The following is a 19,858-nucleotide window of genomic DNA, read 5'->3' on the forward strand; positions in this document are numbered from 1 at the left end:
ACCGGTAGGCTGTCCTTACTTCCCTGTTCCAGAACCATTTGATCAAAAAATGGAATAGGGGACAAATGGTCAACCGCATGAAATAGAAGGAAAACCCCAGAAAATATAAGGTCAACCTGCAATCGTTTTCCTTTGGGAATCTGTATATTTATGAGATACTTAATTTAGTATGCCAGCTTCTTCCCCCGAGGCAAGGAATGACCCATTTCCGGGTATTCCCTTTAGTTCTCCCATGAAATAGTTACTTCATAAAATTCAACGATATGAAAACGGAAGTTTTTAGGTGTTCCTTGTTCATTTTTATTTTGTTGGGAACGTTTTTGCTCAATTCCTGTTATTCGGTTCGCCTGCGGAGCGTTGAAGGAACCCCTGAGCCGGCATTTCCCATGGTTAGGGATGATTATTATCGAACGATGCAGGTAATCGAATTGGATACTGTGATCACTATTGGGGCTTTGGACAAGGATTTTACGTATTTGATCAAAAGATCGGACCTATGCCCCAGTGGCAAACTCCATACGGTTGAATACCGCAATACCTTCGGGGCCGTTTTGTTGAGCGGTATTACGTTTGGCCGCAAACGCAAGGTAAAGATCAAATATGTGTGCATGAAATCCAATTAAAAAGAGAAAGTTATGGCCAGAACAACCAAATTATCACTGGACGAGTGGGATACGTTACACAATAATGGACCCTGGGACCTAAAGTTCCTTTATAAGACCAAATTGGAAGCCTCTAGCCTTATGCCCTCCAATTTGGATCGCTATAATGACGCGGCCCGGGAAATTCAAAAGCTTTTAAAAGAGGCGAAAAACAAAAACGAAGGATTTAGGGCCTATGGTTCCGCCTGGTCCCTGTCGCATATTGCGCACCAAAAGGACAGAATGCATTTTAATGCCCATATGAACGAATATTTTTCGTTTAAAGATCAAGACCTCCATCACCTCTCGGGCTACGATGCGGATGACATTTTTATGTTTCAATGCGGTAACGTGATCAAGGAGATATCGGAAAAACTTGCAGGTCATGGCAAATCCCTAAAATCCTCTGGGGCCAGTAATGGCCAAACCATAGCGGGATGCATTTCCACGGGTGTGCACGGATCGGGAATTAAGGTGGGTTCAGTTCAGGATTATGTCGTAGGATTGAATTTGATTGTTGGTCCAAATCCAGGTGACATTGTTTATCTGGAAAGGCATAGCAAACCGGTTTTAAACGACGTATTTGTACAAAAGATAAGGTCCAGGGTAATTCGGAACGATGGGCTTTTTAACGCGGCCCTGGTAGGTTTGGGCTCCTTTGGATTTATCCACGGCGTTGTTATTGAAAGTCAAAATTTGTTTTTGTTGAAGCGTTATGTAAAGTCCATTAAAAAGGAGTTGGCCCTTGAATTGGCGGAATCGTTGAACTTTGAAAACTTTACGGAAATACCGGAAGAAATGGTTGGTGGAAAAGGGAGGGAACCGTACCACTATAAAGTATTTATCAATCAATATCAAAAGGATGATAGTGACTATATCGTAGAATTGATGTACAAAAAAGACTTTAAACTCAACTATCCCGATCCTTTTCCAGTAATCAAAAAATCCATTTATCGCGATTTGATCCAGGTAGCGGTTTCCCTTGGGGCCCAGTTTACCGGTTTGATTCCAAAATTTGTAAATGCCTTGGAATCCACCATACTGCCCAAAGTTGATGAGGTTTCAATAGGTACTTTGGCCGAAACCTTTTGGGATGCACCCTATCAAGGCCCCGCCTTTGCCATTTCCTTTGGGGTGCCTCAAGACCTTTCGGCAAAAACATTGGAAATTCTTTCCGAGATAGCCAGAAAGAAAAGAACCCCCGGGATTTTTGCCATGCGGTTTATAAAAAAATCCGAGGCAACCCTCTCCTTCGCGCGTTTTGACAAAACCTGTATGATTGAAATTGATGGGGTGCTTTGGAATGAGAAAAAGAACCTGGGCTCCCTTAATGGCCTCAGTAGGGAAATGATGGTCGCCCTGCACAAAAACAACATCCCGTTTACCATTCATTGGGGTAAAAATGCGGACTGGGCCTTTGTTGGCAATGATTGGCAGGCTTCTTCCTTGGCGGACTATATGTATGGGGAAGATGCCAAAAAATGGAGGGAGTACCGCTCATCATTATTAGCTCCCGATATGCAAAAACTGTTCTCCAATCGATTTTTAAAGGAATGTGGACTCGACCGTAGTGAATCCGTTCAAAACCCTTCGGATTTGGTAGCCTCCTTGGTATAAATCGAACATACAAAAAGCGGGAAAGTATAGGGTGGTTTCCTTTTTTGGAGGTGACCGGCACCGGTAAATGGAATACGCAAACGTAAGGGGGTTACGAATTGCACGACCGAGATCGATGTAATGACGGGAATCATTCAAACTCCATCCAAAACAGCCGTCCTTAATTTTACGCTTTCCCCCAAGGAAACAAAAATTGAAGTCCGTTCAGATGTGTTCAATCTGTTCAATACCGTAAATTTGAGTGGTTTCAACACTAATGCCACACAAAGCAACCAAATACACAAGGGGAGATTAAACGGATGATACTAAAGAAATCAAAAAGGGCAATACTCCTTCTGATACTTGTGTTGACCTCGACTGAATTTGTAGCGCAAAATGCCACTGCAAAGCAGGCATTGATCATAGATGCGGACACGGCCAATGAGGTGGACGATCTTTTTGCACTTGTACGGGCCATAGGGGCACCGGAATTCGATTTGTTGGGGATTACTTCGGCCCAGTTCCACACCTCTCCCTTGGCCAGCGACAGTACCGTGGCCGAAAGCCAACGTATCAACGAGGAAATCGTGCGCTTGCTTGGCAGAAAGGACATTCCTTTGCCATTGGGGAGCAACGGACCCTTGACAAAGGCAGACCAACCCCAACCCTCCGAAGCGGCAAGCTTTATCATTACGAAAGCACATCAAATGCAAGAGGGTAAAAAGTTGCAATTGGTGATTTTAGGTTCCTGCACCAATGTGGCGTCGGCCATTTTACTGGATTCCACCATCGTCCCAAAAATACAGGTACATTATCTTGGTTTTTGGCACGATACGGATACCAACACCTATAATAAGGAAGAGTTTAATTCTGGTAATGACGTTATCGCGGTCAATGTCCTTTTGGATTATCCTACATTGGACCTAAGTGTGATGACAGCGACTACCAGCCAACATCTGGTCTTTACCAAACAAACAGTGGACCAAAGACTTAAAGGAAAAGGAGGAATTGCGGATTACCTGGTCAATCGGTGGGAGACGTACCAGCGATGGTGGACAAAGGAAGATCCCCTGAAAAAGGAATGGATCATGTGGGACGTGGCCATTATCCAGGCTTTGGCACATCCTGAATGGACTACAACGAAAGAATTCCTTACCCCAACTGAGAATACCCAAAGACACATCAAAATCCATACGGCCATAGCGGTCGAAAAGATGGAAGCCGATTTTTGGCGGCATTTGGACACCCTTTTAAACTGATTTACCATGCAACTCACAACAGCTATCGATATTGCCCTTTTTACCGATTTTCTAAGTGAAAAAGGGATGTTGAACCCAAATGAAAAAATAGAAAAGGTCGAAATACCCGGAGAAGGAAATATGAATGTTGTACTTCGGGTGATTACGGGACATCGTTCGTTTATCGCCAAACAATCAAGGCCTTTTGTTCAAAAATATCAGAACATTCCCGCCCCAATAGACCGCATTGGTGTAGAGCATAGCTTCTATAAAACGGTTCAGGGTTCCGGTATCGATGCCCACCTACCAGGATTGCTGGGCTTTCTTCCCGAGCATTACATGCTGTTTCTGGAGGATTTGGGGCAAAGTGAGGACATGTCCTTCATTTACAGAAAAAGGAGTATTTCCGATATCCATTTTAATCAATTGGTCTCCATTGCCAAAGGAATACATTCAAGTCCCATTACGGTGGATTATCCCAAAAATCTGGAACTACGGAAATTGAACCATCAACATATTTTTGTACTGCCGTTTTTGGAAGATAACGGTTTTTCCCTGGACGGTATCCAAGTAGGTCTGGACGCCCTGTCCCTTCCTTTCAAAACAGCTAAGGCCCTCAAGGAAAAAGTGGAGGAGTTGGGCGTTTTATACCTCACTACGGATGGGGTGCTTCTTCATGGGGATTACTATCCAGGTAGCTGGATGGCAAAAGCAGATGATGTATATGTCCTGGATCCCGAATTTAGTTACCAAGGTCCCCTTGAATTTGATTTGGGGGTTCTCGTGGCCCATCTTTGCATGGCCATAGGGGATACCGGTTTTTTTGATAAGGTGATTGGACGCTATGACGGACGGCCCAATGTTCAATTGGTCCGTGAGTTCGCCGGAATTGAAATTATTAGGCGTTTGATAGGTTTGGCACAACTGCCCCTCGATCGAACAATTGGGGAAAAGGAACAATTGCTCCATTTAGCTGAAAGGTGGGTTAGGGGCAATTGAACAGAAACGGTCAAGAACAGCTAGCCGATGCGAACGGAAGACGAAATAAAAGTATTGTCCAACAAAATGCTCAATTCGTTACTGTTGGATTAACGGAACAAAACAGGATACGGAAATACACTATGAACTCATTTAGACTTTTTCAAATGGCTAAAAAATTGTTCTTTTGTACCCATTTTCCGTCTTTTTTTCCTTCCGTAGCCCAACTATGCAACTCAAAAAAGCCAAAAAAGAGGCACAAAAACCCTAATTTTCGCTTCATTCCAAAAAGTCTAAATGAGTTCCATAAAAAATAAATGAAACATAAATTTGTAAAATTCTTAAGGCGAATGTTACTGGGAATCGGAATAGGTATTGGACTTGTGGTAACTACAATACTACTGTTTGTTGGTTTAAGCCCCCAATTTGGAGGAAAGGCTACTGAAGCGCAAAAGGCTACATACGAACTATCGGATAACTACAGGGACGGGAGGTTTGTAAATAGTAATGCCGTGCAACTGGATATGAGCTTTGGGGATATGTTAAAAAGCATAGTCGGCTTTTTAAGATCGCAACCCAATACCACCCCCAGGGAAAACCTTCCCGTACGGAAAATGGACTCCATGGCCATCGCTAGTTATCAGGGGGAAGCACGATTGTTTTGGTTTGGGCACTCGGCTTTTCTGCTACAGATGAACAACAGGAATATCCTTATCGACCCCATGTTCGGAGAAGTTCCGGCCCCACATCCCTTGCTTGGGGGGAAGCGGTTTAGTAAAGAACTGCCCATTGAGGTCGATAAAATTCCTGAAATAGATGCCGTACTCCTCTCCCATGATCACTACGATCATTTGGATTACGGTACCATCCAAAAACTAAAGCATAAGGTCAACATGTTCTATACCCCCCTGGGGGTGGGCGTCCATTTACAAAAATGGGGGATAGCCAAAAAACAGATTGTCGAATTGGATTGGTGGGAGGAAAACCGTTTAGGGGAATTGCGATTGGTATGTACGCCAGCACAACATTTTTCAGGTCGAGGAATTTCGGACAGGACAAAAACTTTATGGAGTTCATGGGTAATCCAGTCGGATAATGAAAATATCTTCTTTAGTGGGGATAGTGGTTATGCCGATCATTTTAAGGAAATCGGCACCAAATATGGACCATTTGATTTTGCCATGATAGAGTGTGGACAGTACAATGAAATGTGGCCCGATATCCATATGTTTCCCGAGGAAACAGCACAAGCGGGACTCGATGTGGGAGCCAAAAAAATAATGCCCATCCATTGGGGAGCGTTCAAACTGGCCATGCATACGTGGACAGATCCCATAGAACGGGTCACCAAAAAGGCAAAGGAACTCAATGTGGCCCTAGTGGCGCCCACTATAGGAGAGCCCATCGTTGTAAAAGAAAGGGGTGCCATCAAAGAGCAATGGTGGAATACCTTTTAGACCCTATCTCCAGTTTTTAGATAAGCAATCCTGGGCATCGCACCGACTTTGGCAGGAACATCTTAACCGTTGATTGCAAGCGTCTAGGACCTATTCATTCTGCATAAAACATGTCCATGGATAGACACCCCATTCCAAGATAAAATCAACGGGTGCCCTGAAATTTAAGGGGTGTGGAGAATATACAACAATTCATGGGCGATTTATATGGGAAAATGTCATGTTTTTAAAACAATGAAACGGGTATTTTTAGTAAATTTTAGTGCATTATAACTCCTTAACTCTCCAACAGATGAAAATATATGACGAAAAACACATTAAAAATGTAGTGTTTGTGGGTGCCCACGGCTGTGGCATGACCACATTATCTGAGACTATGCTTTTTGAAGCAGGACTTCTGAACAGAAGGGGAACCGTGGAAAACAAAAATACGGTCTCCGATTATCATACCATTGAACATGAAAGGGGCACCACCGTATTTGCAACACCACTACATACCGAGTGGCGCAACTATAAGATAAACATCATAGATACCCCCGGACTTGATGATTTTGTAGGGGAAATTATGTCTTCAATTCGGGTGGCTGATACCGTGGTTACCATTATCAATGCAAGGAACGGCGTTGAGATTGGTACCGAAATCATATGGAACTATGTGGACACCTACCAAAAACCCACACTTTTTGTCATCAATCAGATAGACCATCCGAAGGCCAATTTTGAGGACAGTTTCAATGATATCAAAGCTTTGGTGGGCAATAGTGCGGTTAAGGTACAGTACCCGTTACAGTTGGATGGCGCCCAGTGCATCATTGATGTCCTTAAAATGAAAATGTACAAATTCCCTCCTCAGGGAGGCAAGCCTGAAAAACACCCTATTCCGGATGACCAAAAGGAATTGGCGGACCAATTGCACAACGAATTGGTTGAAAAAGCTGCAGAAAACGATGAGGATTTGATGGAACTTTTCTTTGAGAAGGGGACGTTAAATGAGGATGAAATGCGGCAGGGTATCAAAGCGGGGATGCTTAACCACGAGGTGTTTCCAGTGTTCTGTGTATCGGCCCTACAGGATATGGGCAGTGGCCGACTAATGGGCTTTATTGATAATGTGACGCCCGCTGCGGCAGATTTAAAACCGGAACAAAGTGTGGAGGGATTGAGTATTCCCCCCAAGGCAGACGCCCCAACCACCTTGTTCGTGTTCAAAACCGTTAATTTGCCCAATGTGGGCCAATTGACCTTCTTCAAAGTAAAATCAGGTACGGTTACGGTCAATGATAAGCTGATCAATTCCAGAACGGAGGAAACCGAAGTGTTGAACCAGTTGTTCATTATGGATGGTAAAAAGCGTGAACCGGTATCCAAACTGGTCGTAGGTGATATTGGGGCCACCCTAAAGCTAAAAGGTACGGAGACCAATGACACCTTGCATCAAGAAGGGCACAAAATGACCATTAAACCGATCAAGTATCCGCAGTCAAGATTGACCAAGGCGGTTTCGGCAGTATCACAGCATGAGGAAGAAAAACTAACCGAGGCCTTGCGGAAAATCCAAAGCCAGGATCCGACGGTTGTAGTGAGCTATTCCAATGAATTAAAGCAACAACTGGTTGGTTGTCAAGGTGAATTGCATTTGGCCACGGTCAAATGGATCTTGGAAAACACCTACGGGGTACAACCAAAATTTGAACAGCCTAAAATTGCCTATCGCGAAACCATAAAACGTTCCGCCAGGGCAAGTTATCGCCATAAAAAACAATCAGGAGGTGCAGGGCAGTTTGCCGAGGTGCATTTAAAGATAGAACCATGGCATGAGGGTATGCCCGAACCGGAAGGATTCAATATCCGTGGAAAGGAAGAAGTGGATTTGCCCTGGGGAGGCAAACTGGTCTTTTACAATTGTATTGTAGGAGGTGTGATCGACCTGAGATATTTACCGTCCATCAAGAAAGGAATTTTGGAGGTTATGGAATCCGGCCCATTGACTGGCTCCTATGTTCGGGATGTTCGTGTGTTGGTATATGATGGAAAGATGCATTCCGTGGATTCAAACGATATTGCCTTTAAGATTGCCGGGGCACATGCCTTTAAAGAAGCGTTTTTAAACGCAAAACCCCAATTAATGGAACCCTTACGGGAACTTACGGTTAGGGTGCCCGAAGAAATGCTGGGCAATGTGATGACCGATCTACAGTCGCGCAGATCGGTGATTTTAGGTTTTGATACCGTGGAACAGTATCAGATTTTGAAGTGTACCACTCCGGAAGCGGAACTTGGGGGCTATTCCACCAACTTACGTTCCCTAACGCAAGGTAAGGCAACCTTCACTTCTGAATTTGCATCCTTTGAATCCGTTCCTGAAAACGTACAAAAAGAGCTGATCAAAGCGTAAACTATATTACGGCAGTAACCATAAGAATTACATGGTTGCTGCCGTATTTTTTGGGTATCGGAGCAGACGACAATTGCACCAATTTAGGGAGCTACCATGAACTTGGCGTTCTTTCAGCAAGGATTGGGACGACCTTACACTTGGTATGCCATTAAACTTCATTTGCAATCTGCTATGGTAAGTAATCTGCTACCAATTGTAATGAATAGCGATTGTCCGATTTAACACCTTGAACGTCCTAAGGGAATCATCATTTGTTTGGTACGGGAACGGTCTATTCCATTTTTCTGGTGGCCAACCAAAAACGGCTGTTGAATGGCATAATTGTTGGTAACTAAGTAAAGGATACCAGGGGTGGACGAAGCTTTGTACACTGCTCTGAAATCCAGATTTCATAAATGACCAATGTGAGTTCAAACCAAATTTTTACTATTAATTAATCAAAAAAGTGCGTAATGAGAGATGTATTTATGTTAAGCATTGCAGCTATGCTATTGTTTTCAAGCTGTGCAGTTATTCGACCGGGTGAAGCTGGGGTAAAGCAGACCTTGGGGAAGTTTGACGATCAGGTGGCCACCGAGGGCACCGTTTTTTTTAATCCCTTTACAAGTAAGGTGATTAAGGAATCAACACAAACGAATAACATTAAACTTATTTTGACCCTCCCCAGTAAGGAAGGGCTTAGTGTAGAATCGGAAATTTCAATTTTATACCGATTGCAACGAGAGAAGATTCCCAGTGTCCTACAAAATCTAGGGCGCGATTACGAATCCATAATTACCAGTGTGTTCCGTTCCGCCTCTTCCGATGTCTGTGCAAAATTCTATGCCAAGGACATGCACTCAGGGATGCGTTCCAATATCGAGGAAGAAATCAAAGTAAAAATGAATGAAAATCTGAAAAAGCAAGCTGATGGGATTGAATTGATTGCCGTTTTGATGAAAAGCATCCAATTGCCCCCAGGGTTGGCAAATTCCATTGAGCGAAAACTGCAGGCAGAACAGGACGCCATGCGTATGGAATTTGTAATCCAACAGGCCAAGCTTGAGGCGAACCGTAAAATTATTGATGCTGAAGGGGAACGCGATGCACAGAAAATCCTTTCCGAGGGTTTGACCGAAGAAATCATCAAGATCAGGAGCATTGAAGCATTCAATAGGCTTTCGACCTCACCAAACACCAAAATCATCCTTACGGATGGCAAGACCCCCATGCTCATCGATGCCAACGAATAAGGCAAGGGAAGGCATAATGATAGGAAAGGCATGAAATCAATTTCATGCCTTTTTAGTTGATGGCCATTCCATCCAATAACTTTTTCTGACGGAATTATCATTTAAACAAGATGTACGGGTGTCTTGGTGTTATTTAGCCGAGGATTTCAAATACGTTGTTATGTTTAAAAAATATCGAATCCTTAAATGGATATCCCTCGTTTTAGGTAGTCTCATTGTCGTCATTGTTTCTTTTGGATTTTGGTTCAGAAGTTTAATTCCCCCTGGGGACATCACTATTGAATCCACTACAATTGAAGACTTACCGTATTTATCGGACAACGTTATCCCAATGAGGGGTAAAATACTGGCCGTGGTAACAAGTACGGATGTCATGGGCAATAGTGGAAAAGGTACAGGTTATGAATTATCGGAACTGGCGCGCGCCTATTATACCTTTACGGCAAATGGTTTTGAAGTGGATATTGCGAGTCCAAAAGGAGGGAAGCCACCCGTAGTAATTGATGATGAAGATATGGGAGCCTATGATTTTGCATTTTTAAATGATTCCATCGCACAGTACAAAACAAGCAATACGCTCAAAATAGAAGATTGTATTGGCGAACCGTATAAGGCCATTTTTTTCGTTGGAGGAAAAGGGGCGATGTTCGACTTTCCAAATAACGAGGCAATTCAACATATTGTAAAGGATTATTATGAAAGCAATAAAGTCATTGGTGCCGTTTGCCATGGTCCTGCCGCTTTGGTCAATGTAACGTTATCCAATGGACGTCCACTTCTGGAAAATAAGGAAGTGACTGGATTTACAAATCGGGAGGAACTACTTTTAATATCCGATGCCCGGAAAATATTTCCCTTTTTATTACAGGACAAGATGATGGAGAAGGGTGCCCATTTTAAGGAAGGTGCCATGTACTTGGAAAAAATTGGCCATGATGGTAATTTACTTACGGGACAAAACCCATGGTCGACCTGGAGTGTTGCTGAACAAATGATCATACAATTGGGCCATGAACCAAAACATAGGGAGATTACCGATGTAGAAAATGCGGTAAAGGTGTTATTGGCCTACAAAACCCATGGGAAACAGGAAGCAAAAAAAATGATCGGGGCCATGCTACTGAACGGGAACAAGCCCGTAAATAGGGTTTTAATTGCGAAACATGGTATAATTTCAGCGATGCAGGGTAAACTAGGTGATTTTTCAAATATGATGTCCCTAGTAGCTTTTGCGAAGAAATGTGAATCCAAAAGAAAGGACATAGCACTAAATTAGCAGAAAAATAGTGGGTTGGGTTTTTTGGATATATTTCTCATCATTTTAGCCAGTGCAGGACTTTTACATGGGGTAACATTTGCCGCCTACCTGTTTTTTTTCAAAAAGAAAAGAATGGTAGCCAACTATCTATTGGCCCTTATCCTTGTTTTCATGGCCTTTCGGATAGGTAAATCCGTCCTATTGTATTTTGGTAATGATCTGGAACCTGTCTTCATTTTTGTAGGATTGACTTTTCTATTGTTGATAGGTCCCTTATTGCGGTGGTACGTTGCTGGAATGACCACTCCAAATTATAAACTGCCACGTTACTATTTTGTGGCACTGATCCCATTTACAGCATTGTTTTTTTCCAGCTTTTTTGTCACCAGAAATTGGTTTGAGAGCAATACCCAAGAGGTTCTTATTGTATTTGCCAGCCTTCTTGTTTTTATCTATTTGCATTTTGCCTTTTACATTTTTAGTGCCCATAGGGTATTGCAAAAAATTAAAAAAAGCTACCCTAAAGCACTGCGTACAAAATCCCAGAATGCAATTATTGCCTGGTTGAATCTAGTTGTGGTCGGTTTTGTCCTGATATGGGTATCTTATTTTTTAAATATCATAGAAGATACCGTTCCCTATATTATAGGACCAATCATCTATTCCGTAGTAGTCTATTTTTTAAGCTTTAAGGCTTTTCAACTTAAAGCAACCGATATGGATGGAAGTGTTTTTAAAAAGAATGATGATACACAGTTATTTGCCCAGATCGTCAAATTGATTTTAGACGAAAAACGACATCTGGAACCCAACGTGTCCCTGGCAAGTATAAGTAAGTCCGTTCACAAAACCACCCAGAAAACCTCCGAGGTCATTAACCAATACGCAAAACAAAACTTCAATGATTTTATAAATTATTACAGAATTCAGGAGGCAAAAGAAAGGCTTAAGGGGGAGGATGGCAAAGACCTTACTATATCTGCCATTGCTTTTGATTCAGGGTTTAGCAGTTTGTCGTCCTTCAATAGCGCCTTTAAAAAGTTTGAAGGTATGACCCCTTCTGGTTACAGGAAAGCTAATACGGTATGAATTCGTTTGGAACCAACCGCTTGGAGAAATGATCATAAGGTTTGTTGAAATGTTGATCTTTTTTAACAATGATCCCTGGATTTTTGTGTTTAGTTGAGAAGGCCTGGATTAAAAAAAGTACAGAACAAAGCGCTAAAATCAATGTCTTTGAGTACTTTCCTTCCTGCAAAATGACCTAGACAGCCATATAAAAATATCACATGAGATTTGAACCGGACCATTTAATTGGAGTAAGAACAAGGGATGACCTAGTTCACACAGCAAAAGAAAACAATATTCCAATTGCCAAAACACTGGACAAATTAAAGTATGAAGTTGAACTAAGAAAATTACAGTCCGAATTTGTAAATCTTCAGAAATGGATTGCCGAAAAGAAAATGAGGGTCGCCATTGTTTTCGAAGGAAGGGATGCTGCGGGAAAAGGTGGGTCGATCAAACGATTTAAAGAACATTTGAATCCAAGAACATCTAGGGTGGTGGCCTTGACCAAACCCACTGAAGTCGAAAAAGGACAATGGTATTTTAGGCGATACATCAAAGTGCTACCAAATCCAGGGGAAATTGTTTTTTTTGATAGAAGTTGGTACAATCGTGCGGTTGTTGAACCAGTTATGGGCTTTTGTACAAAAAAGCAATATGATCAGTTCATGGTTCAAGTCTCGGAGTTTGAACATTTACTTTACGAGGATAATTTGAAAATCATCAAGTTTTGGTTTTCCATTTCTAAAGAAGAACAGAAGAAAAGGTTTGATGCCCGTTTAAGTAACCCTCTTAAACGTTGGAAATTTAGCCCTGTTGATATGAAGGGGCAAGAGTTATGGGATAGCTATACGCACTATAAAGAACAAATGTTCAGTAAAACCCACACCAATTTTAGCCCTTGGATCATTGTAAAAACAAACAATAAAAAACAAGCTCGATTGGAAAGTATGCGGTATGTATTATCGCAATTTGATTATGATGAAAAGGGGGACTCAAACATTTCCCTTTTACCGGATCCAAATGTAATTATGAAATATCATAGAAGTGCTGTTCAAATAGATATTTAAGACATGAAGAATAGAGCATATACGGAAGAAGAAATAGAACTGCTTAATTCAAAGATAGGTTTGCATACGCTTTTTAAGAATAAAAAAGTCAAAATGGACAAAGTCCTTGAAGAAGTTAAATATCTGACCGAGGTAAGAAAGCAGCAGGAAAAACTGATAAAACTTCAAAATTGGGTCATACAAAACGATAAGAAAGTAGTAATTCTTTTCGAGGGGAGGGACGCCGCAGGTAAAGGTGGGGCAATAAGACGAATCACGGAATATATTAACCCAAGGCACTTTAGAACGGTGGCTTTGAACATTCCTTCGGAGGATGAAAAAAGGCAATGGTTTTTCCAACGGTATATCAATCAATTGCCCAAACCTGGAGAAATGGTATTTTTTGATAGAAGTTGGTACAACAGGGCAGTGGTGGAACCAGTTAACGGTTTTTGTACCGAAAAGGAATATAGGGTTTTCATGTCCCAGGTCAATGATTTTGAAAAGATGCTTGTACAGTCAGATACGTATCTGATCAAATTGTATTTTTCAATCACTAAAAAAGAGCAAGCCCATAGATTCATGGAAATAAAGAATAATCCCCTGAAACGTTGGAAGATAACCCCAGTTGATGAAAAAGCGCAGGCTTTGTGGGACGATTATACCTTTTATAAAACCAAAATGTTTGAAGCTACAAACACAGAAACCGCACCTTGGTTAATTATTGATGCAAACAAAAAATCAAATGCCAGATTGAAAGCAATTTCACATATTCTTACGGTCATACCGTATGAGTAATGGCTCAAATGGCACAATGTTTTTTGTTTAACAGTAAAATATGTGAGGTCTACAGGCCTATTTTATCTGCATCTTGCCTTAGGCTGGTATCGATATGCAGTATTTTCATCGTCCTTAATTTTTAATGTTTCGTAAGCTGGGTTGGCCCAACCCTTGAATGGTCCGGTCCGCGGATAACCGGCCCCCGCCAAGTACCATCAGGGCAGTACAGATACTTAGGACCAATAAATGGTACTCATAGCCTTCCATGCCCGCGTCATACTGTCCGTTCCAGTTCATTTGGAATCCAATGGCACCGTGTACGGTGACGATCATTCCAACGAAAAGGCCGAACATGGCCATGGCATTGATTCGGGTTGCAAACCCAAGGATGAGCATCACCGATCCCGTAGTCTCAATAAAGGCAGTGGCATAGGCCACAATTGCCGGAAGTCCCATATATTCAGTAATAAAGCCTTCAAACCCGGCAAAACCGCTTCCCAGTTTTGTGGTCCCATGGATAAGGATGATGATTCCCAGGGCCACTCGTAAAATAAGTGAGGCCCAATTATTGTCTGTGTTGAATACGAGGTTTTTCATATTGGAATTTTTATAGTTTTTACTTTTTTAATGGTACACCGGATTCCCCTGTTTTAGTGTTATGGGTCAGAATTCAAGGCGTACAAAAATCCCTGGATCGGCCTCAAAGTCCCCATCGTTACCAAACTGGTAGGTAGTAAGCCCCAGTCCAAACTGCAATGTTTTCATACTAAGGCCGACCCTTAGGCGCTGGAACGAAAAAAGGTGCCCATTGCCATCAAAATTTGTTGAGTTCTGGAATTGACCAAAGAAGCCCAGCTTTTGGTTCAAAGGAAATCGGTATTGGGTCAGGAGGTACCACTCATAAAGCGGCGCATCGCGGACCTCGCTCGTAATATTGGTCGTGATTAGGAACCCTTCTCCCGCCTTGTTCCATTGGATACCTGCCAGGGCGCTGGTGCGACCATCAAAAACGCGCCCGCCCAGGACAGGTCCAAAACCCTTCCAGGCATCATAGCCCAAAACGGTGTAGGAAACGAATTCCGCCGTTTCGCTATCGTAATCGATAACGGCATCGTTTAAACTGAATATGGTGAATTTGTAGTCTTCGGTAAGTGGTTTGAAAAACCATGCTTCAATAATCATCCCATCGGTATCGGAAAAGGTCTCGATAGTGGTTTGGGCCTGGTTTTTCGTAACCATGGCTACAAGCAATAGTACAAAGATAAAAGGGTGACGCTTCATGGCGTTTTAATTTGTCACCCCAAAAGTAGGTTGCGGTAAACCGCTTTTTTATATCATTTAATGGGTAAAAAGGGTAAATATTAAGGTAGTTTGCGATAAGTTCCGGGCGTAATGCCCGTATTTTTCTTGAAGTATTTGTTGAAATTGGTCGCTTCCGTAAAACCCAGGGATTCCGCAATCGTCCCGATTGGACTATCCGTCTGCTTTAAAAGGCTCTTGGCTTTCAGGATTACGTATTCTTGGAGGATACTGATGGCCGTCTTGCCGGTGACTTTCTTTACGGCTTCCGAAAGATAGGGGGTACTAATATGCAGTTGTTCCGCAAAATGGGGAATTTTTTGGTCGTATCGGGCCTGATCCTTCAAAAGGACCTCAAACCGAAAGGCAATTTCCTGGATTCTACTGGCAAATCCCAAATTTGCCGGGGTCTGGAACAATCCCTTTATCTTCTCCAGGATAATGGTCAAATAGGATGCTAAGATGGTTTCATGTCCTTTTTGTTCCGCATTATTGTACTCCAAAAGTAATGTATGCATCAAATCAACAATGGTGGTTTGTTGTTCGTCGTCCAAAAAGAGCATTGGCGCAGTATGCAAGTTGAGAAAGGGATAGGTTTTGTAAAAATCAATTTTATCCAGGGTAGCGCCCAGAAGTTGGGGCCTGAAAAGGATCATATAGCCCAATGAATCCTTGTGGAAACGGTAAAGCGTCCAGGAAGTGATCTGATAAGGGGGCGTAAAGGAAATGGAGGCTTGAATGGAATTGAACCGGGATGCCCCTATGGTGATGTCCGCATCATGCCCAATACCGAAGGTCAATTCAAAAAAATCCTGTTGGTAGGGGCCAAAGGCCAGGGGTTTGTCCTCAAAATAATCCTCAATCCGGAAAATATGGATATTCCCATTGTTGGGTTTTGAATGGATGCCCCAATCCAAAAGAAGGTCCCGTATGTTATGGTAGATTTTCAAAAAGGTGTGGACCCTATCACGGACCCATTTACAATAATCACTATCCCTAAAGATAATCCTTATTTGAAGGTGGTAAAAACTTTAGTGCGATCGTTAGGGCTGGAATTACCCCATCACTTATTTTTTCAGTGAAGCACTTATGCATTGCTTTTTGTCCATATTCCCGCCTTGGGCTAGTTTGATTTTCTTTGTTTCAAAGTAAGATCTTATAGACTATGAAAATGAACGTAAGACACCAATTCACGGTTTAACCAAAAACTGCCCCAAATGATACAAAAAATGAGTTTGGGTGCGGTAATCATTGGCTTAATGGCCAATGAAAGCATTGCCCAACATCCAGTAGATAGTGTATTTGTGGATGACAACTGGGAATACCTGGCACAATCAAAAACGGACAAGACCATTTTTTATCCTAATGAACCCAATATGGATAATATCTTTTTCTTCAAATCGGATTCCATCTTTACGTTTGAGCCAAAAAAGGTCATTGATATAAGAAGGTATATTTGGAGCTGCCCATTTTATCAAACAAAGACCTATTTAAAGATATCTACCGGATTTATGAAACATTTCGATAATACAAGATTGTTCTTAAAGCAAGATAATGGGTTTGTGGAGTTAATCCCTGGCGTAGTTTTTGACTAGACCATGGATTTGTTGAATACGTAAAGGCTGGGATAGTGGGTGCCGATATAAAATGTAAACATTCCCAACCGAAGTATAAGCTTCCGATAAACGAAATGCCGTTGACGACAAAATCTTGGGGAATTAAAACGCATACCGCTATCTTAATTCCCTAAAGTTTTGTTTTTCCGGCGTACAAAAACTTTATTGACAACCGCCATACTCATCAACAATGGTTTTTAGATTTTCGAAATTGCTTAAATCAAATTCCTGGTTTTTCAGATCATTGGAAAGTGATTTACAATTGTCGACAAATCCGGCCAGTGCATTGGATACTTTTTCATTCTCGCGATTATCGATCATAAACCCTAATTTTTTATCGGCGAATTTTAAGACCAATGTATTGGGTTCACCGGGTTTGGAGAGTACACTGTGGTCTGAATTGGTATACGCCACTTCGTAGAAATACGAATTGTCAAAACCAAGGTTCGCTGCATTTGAAAACTTTTTCATAGCGTTTCCTTTGGTCTTCATACCGTGGAATACCTTTTCCTTACCTTCATGAGTTGCACCAAATACAATATTGTTTCTTGCGGCAAAACGCTTGGTACGTAGTCGTCCTTTTTCGTTTTTGTATTTGATACTTACGAACTTCCCGAATTTGTCTATGGAATTCATATCATAGAGGTCGCTTTCTTGCTGGGAGGGGTCCAACTGCAATTTTTCAAAAACGGCATAGATGGTCCCTTCATAGGTGGTACCGTCTTCGTCAATAACATAGCCGGGGACCCCATAAAGATTAACACTGTTTTCTTTGGCAACCTTTACTTTTTCGTTGTGCAGGCTTTTTTTATAGGCAGTCGCTTCACGGCCAAGTTTGTAATCCCTTCCCAATAGTTCCTCCACAAAAACTTGTGCGAACGATCTTGAAAAACGTCCGGTCATCATGGTCTTGGAACCATAATCGAACTCAAAATCCTCATCGGTGAAGGTCTTGGCCTTTACGGTAGTGCAGGTAGCACATCCCGTAGCGGTGCCAATAGTGATTCCATCCAGATCGGTAACGGTATAGGTATTGGTTCCATGGGTCACGCGCCCCATAATCCTGGTACCGGTCGCCCCTCCAAGAACAATGGTCCCATCATCCTTTACAAAGGGTTTATAACGCCCAACTTTTGCCTGGCGTTCCATTTGGTCATTTTTGGCCTCCATTACCGTTTTTGCATACTTGTCACTCAATACTTCCCGTTCCGTTGCAAAAAACGCAGCAACGGTCCCGCTATCAATGCCTTCTGTGGTAATCAGTCCATACTTGGCACTTAAGAGTTTAACGATCAATTTGGTCTGGTTCAAGGATGTCATTAAGATTTCATAAGGAATCTCTGTTTTTTCGCCATTGGCCGAAGTCAGTTCCAACCACTGAAACCCTTCGATATTAGAGGCCGACATACCTTTAAACACAACATCAAATGCCTTTTCCCCGGACATGGTGGAGAAAAGAAAGTTGTCCCGCAATTCGGTATTGACTTTGGCAACCTCCTTTCCATCGAACGTAATGACTTCTTTTTTGATTTTGATTTTTTGTGCATTGGTCCATAGGGGAACAGTAGTCAATGCAATTAAAATGAGTTGTTTAAAGGTTAGGTTCATGATCAAGGTGGGGATTAGTTATCAATAGGCTGTTAGGATTGGTTTTCAAGGGAATCTTGACATTAATAATAGTGTACAATTCTCCCTGGATTAATTCAAAACGAACTAACCCTGGTTTTGGTATGTTAAAATGAAGTTTTGTAAGTAGACATGAAATTGACGATTACCAACCAACCCAACAGCGTGTGATTGGTTTCCCACAAATAACCAATGAAAAAGGATTTACATGACCTTACAAAAGGAGGAAAGTGCTTTATGCTTGGAACGGATGGTGGCGGTTTTCCGCTGCCTGGTAAGGGTCAAAAGTGGACTTTTGACAATTCAACGGGCCGTAACGATGGTTCAGCAAAAAAACCTTCCCGACAATCGATTGAAAATTGATTTTTGACCTGTGTTAAACCATAAACCAAACCACAATGACAACAGCAGAAGTTTTTTCAATAGCCAATACCATGGCAATGCCTATGTGGCTTTTGATGATCATACTTCCCAAATGGAAGGTGACCCGATTTTTAATTGATTATAAGTTGGTACCCATTCTACTATCCCTTTTTTACGTGTACTACATGACGGTACACATCCAGACCGGTGAAGGCTTGGATTTTGGGAGTTTATCCTCCGTGATGTCCTTGTTTACTTTGGAAAATGCCGTAATGGCGGGTTGGGTCCATTATTTGGCTTTTGATCTTTTAGTGGGGATGTGGATGTTGAACCAAAACCAAAAATTGGGTATCCACCAGCTATTGATGGTCCCTTGTCTTTTGGCCACCTTTATGCTCGGACCTGTAGGCTTTTTGCTCTTTATGCTGATAAGAACGTTAAAAATTTCCAGATCATGAGGCACCTAAAATATGTATTGCAAACCGTTAGGAGGGAAAGCCCCATTTTGTATGGAATCGCTATGTTTCATTTTATGCTTGTTGCCTTATGTTTTGTAGGGTGGATGGTGGACGATCGTATGCTGACCGGTCTCAATATTTGGGTCAAACCAATGAAATTTTCACTTTCGGGGGGCATCTATGTGCTCACTTCGGGATTTTTGATTACCCTTTATCCCTTTTCCAGAAGAAAGAAGAACATCGTCAATAACATCATTTCCTGGACCATGGCATTGGAAATCTGTATTGTGGTCTTTCAGGCGGCCCGTGGAGTGCGGTCGCACTACAATCAATCCAGTTTGTTCGATGGCATTCTATTTGGCAGTATGGGTGTTCTTATCAGTATCATTGTGCTCACCATGGTGTTTTTTATTGTAGAGACCATAAGGCTAAGGCTAAACACCTCCAGACCGGTGCAGTGGGGCATCCTATTGGGCTGGCTTGTGGTATTGTTTGGAAGTTGGGTAGGAGGGCAAATGATTGGTCAAATGTCCCATAATGTCGGTGTTCCCGATGGGGGCGAGGGGTTACCCTTGATCAATTGGAGTACCATTGCCGGTGATTTGCGTGTTGCCCATTTTTTTGGATTGCACGGCATTCAAATTATTCCTTTATTCGCAGTACTGCTTACCAAGAAATGGAGCGGCCCTAAGCTGGCTAAAAACCTGGGCGTCCTGTTTTTTGGACTATTGTATGCCGCATGGATCGGATTTACCTTTTATCAAGCAAAACAGGGAATGCCTTTGATAAGGCTATAAACCA

General features: G+C 42.2%; 19 protein-coding genes. 15 read left to right on the top strand and 4 right to left on the bottom strand.

Going from position 1 to position 19,858, the window contains the following annotated elements; translation table 11 throughout:
* The first annotated feature begins 263 nt into the window (after positions 1-263).
* From L0P88_RS21525 to ppk2 (L0P88_RS21575), 11 genes are all read left to right on the top strand, one after another.
* Complete coding sequence (locus L0P88_RS21525; RefSeq protein WP_247131937.1) at positions 264-623, top strand: hypothetical protein; 360 nt, start codon at positions 264-266, stop codon at positions 621-623.
* Positions 624-635: 12 nt separating this feature from the next.
* The gene (locus tag L0P88_RS21530) at positions 636-2,258 is read left to right on the top strand and encodes an FAD-binding protein (RefSeq protein ID WP_247131938.1); all 1,623 of its coding nucleotides are present in this window, start codon (positions 636-638) and stop codon (positions 2,256-2,258) included.
* A 299-nt stretch (positions 2,259-2,557) separates the two neighbouring features.
* Positions 2,558-3,496 (top strand): nucleoside hydrolase, encoded by a 939-nt coding sequence (locus L0P88_RS21535; RefSeq protein WP_247131939.1) that lies wholly within the window; start codon positions 2,558-2,560, stop codon positions 3,494-3,496.
* Between the two features lie 6 nt (positions 3,497-3,502).
* Positions 3,503-4,474: a phosphotransferase gene (locus L0P88_RS21540; protein ID WP_247131940.1), complete on the top strand. Its 972-nt coding sequence runs from the start codon at positions 3,503-3,505 to the stop codon at positions 4,472-4,474.
* Between the two features lie 296 nt (positions 4,475-4,770).
* Positions 4,771-5,910, top strand: coding sequence for an MBL fold metallo-hydrolase (locus L0P88_RS21545; protein WP_247131941.1), 1,140 nt, complete (start codon positions 4,771-4,773; stop codon positions 5,908-5,910).
* A 292-nt stretch (positions 5,911-6,202) separates the two neighbouring features.
* A complete protein-coding gene (locus L0P88_RS21550; protein WP_247131942.1) occupies positions 6,203-8,305 on the top strand; it encodes an elongation factor G in 2,103 nt (700 codons plus the stop codon).
* Between the two features lie 455 nt (positions 8,306-8,760).
* Positions 8,761-9,540, top strand: coding sequence for a prohibitin family protein (locus L0P88_RS21555; protein ID WP_247131943.1), 780 nt, complete (start codon positions 8,761-8,763; stop codon positions 9,538-9,540).
* A gap of 160 nt (positions 9,541-9,700) precedes the next feature.
* Positions 9,701-10,816, top strand: coding sequence for a type 1 glutamine amidotransferase domain-containing protein (locus L0P88_RS21560; RefSeq protein ID WP_247131944.1), 1,116 nt, complete (start codon positions 9,701-9,703; stop codon positions 10,814-10,816).
* Between the two features lie 114 nt (positions 10,817-10,930).
* The gene (locus L0P88_RS21565; protein ID WP_247131945.1) at positions 10,931-11,887 is read left to right on the top strand and encodes a helix-turn-helix domain-containing protein; all 957 of its coding nucleotides are present in this window, start codon (positions 10,931-10,933) and stop codon (positions 11,885-11,887) included.
* Between the two features lie 200 nt (positions 11,888-12,087).
* Positions 12,088-12,936 (top strand): polyphosphate kinase 2, encoded by an 849-nt coding sequence (ppk2, locus tag L0P88_RS21570; RefSeq protein WP_247131946.1) that lies wholly within the window; start codon positions 12,088-12,090, stop codon positions 12,934-12,936.
* A gap of 3 nt (positions 12,937-12,939) precedes the next feature.
* A complete protein-coding gene (ppk2, locus tag L0P88_RS21575; RefSeq protein ID WP_247131947.1) occupies positions 12,940-13,713 on the top strand; it encodes a polyphosphate kinase 2 in 774 nt (257 codons plus the stop codon).
* A 114-nt stretch (positions 13,714-13,827) separates the two neighbouring features.
* Here ppk2 (L0P88_RS21575) and L0P88_RS21580 read toward each other — a convergent pair whose 3' ends face one another.
* The 3 genes from L0P88_RS21580 to L0P88_RS21590 form a co-directional block, all read right to left on the bottom strand.
* Positions 13,828-14,292 carry a DoxX family protein gene (locus L0P88_RS21580; protein ID WP_247131948.1) on the bottom strand — a complete coding sequence of 155 codons (465 nt, stop codon included), beginning with the start codon at positions 14,290-14,292 and terminating at the stop codon, positions 13,828-13,830.
* Between the two features lie 66 nt (positions 14,293-14,358).
* Complete coding sequence (locus L0P88_RS21585; protein WP_247131949.1) at positions 14,359-14,976, bottom strand: hypothetical protein; 618 nt, start codon at positions 14,974-14,976, stop codon at positions 14,359-14,361.
* An 80-nt stretch (positions 14,977-15,056) separates the two neighbouring features.
* Positions 15,057-15,944 carry an AraC family transcriptional regulator gene (locus tag L0P88_RS21590; protein ID WP_247131950.1) on the bottom strand — a complete coding sequence of 296 codons (888 nt, stop codon included), beginning with the start codon at positions 15,942-15,944 and terminating at the stop codon, positions 15,057-15,059.
* 267 nt (positions 15,945-16,211) lie between these two features.
* On the opposite strand from L0P88_RS21590, the gene L0P88_RS21595 reads away from it, so the two are divergent.
* On the top strand, positions 16,212-16,589 hold the full coding sequence (locus tag L0P88_RS21595) for a hypothetical protein (protein WP_247131951.1): 378 nt from the start codon (positions 16,212-16,214) through the stop codon (positions 16,587-16,589).
* A 183-nt stretch (positions 16,590-16,772) separates the two neighbouring features.
* Here the strand turns inward: L0P88_RS21595 and L0P88_RS21600 are convergent, their stop codons facing one another.
* Positions 16,773-18,218 carry a hypothetical protein gene (locus L0P88_RS21600; RefSeq protein ID WP_247131952.1) on the bottom strand — a complete coding sequence of 482 codons (1,446 nt, stop codon included), beginning with the start codon at positions 18,216-18,218 and terminating at the stop codon, positions 16,773-16,775.
* A gap of 226 nt (positions 18,219-18,444) precedes the next feature.
* On the opposite strand from L0P88_RS21600, the gene L0P88_RS21605 reads away from it, so the two are divergent.
* From L0P88_RS21605 to L0P88_RS21615, 3 genes are read left to right on the top strand one after another with little or no spacing between them, the layout of a single operon-like run.
* Positions 18,445-18,606, top strand: coding sequence for a hypothetical protein (locus tag L0P88_RS21605; protein ID WP_247131953.1), 162 nt, complete (start codon positions 18,445-18,447; stop codon positions 18,604-18,606).
* A 28-nt stretch (positions 18,607-18,634) separates the two neighbouring features.
* Positions 18,635-19,057, top strand: coding sequence for an ABA4-like family protein (locus L0P88_RS21610; RefSeq protein WP_247131954.1), 423 nt, complete (start codon positions 18,635-18,637; stop codon positions 19,055-19,057).
* Positions 19,054-19,854, top strand: coding sequence for a hypothetical protein (locus L0P88_RS21615; protein ID WP_247131955.1), 801 nt, complete (start codon positions 19,054-19,056; stop codon positions 19,852-19,854). The genes L0P88_RS21610 and L0P88_RS21615 overlap by 4 nt, the downstream gene beginning before the upstream one ends.
* Positions 19,855-19,858: the final 4 nt, after the last annotated feature.

This window comes from Muricauda sp. SCSIO 64092, assembly GCF_023016285.1.
Classification (GTDB): Bacteria; Bacteroidota; Bacteroidia; order Flavobacteriales; family Flavobacteriaceae; genus Croceivirga.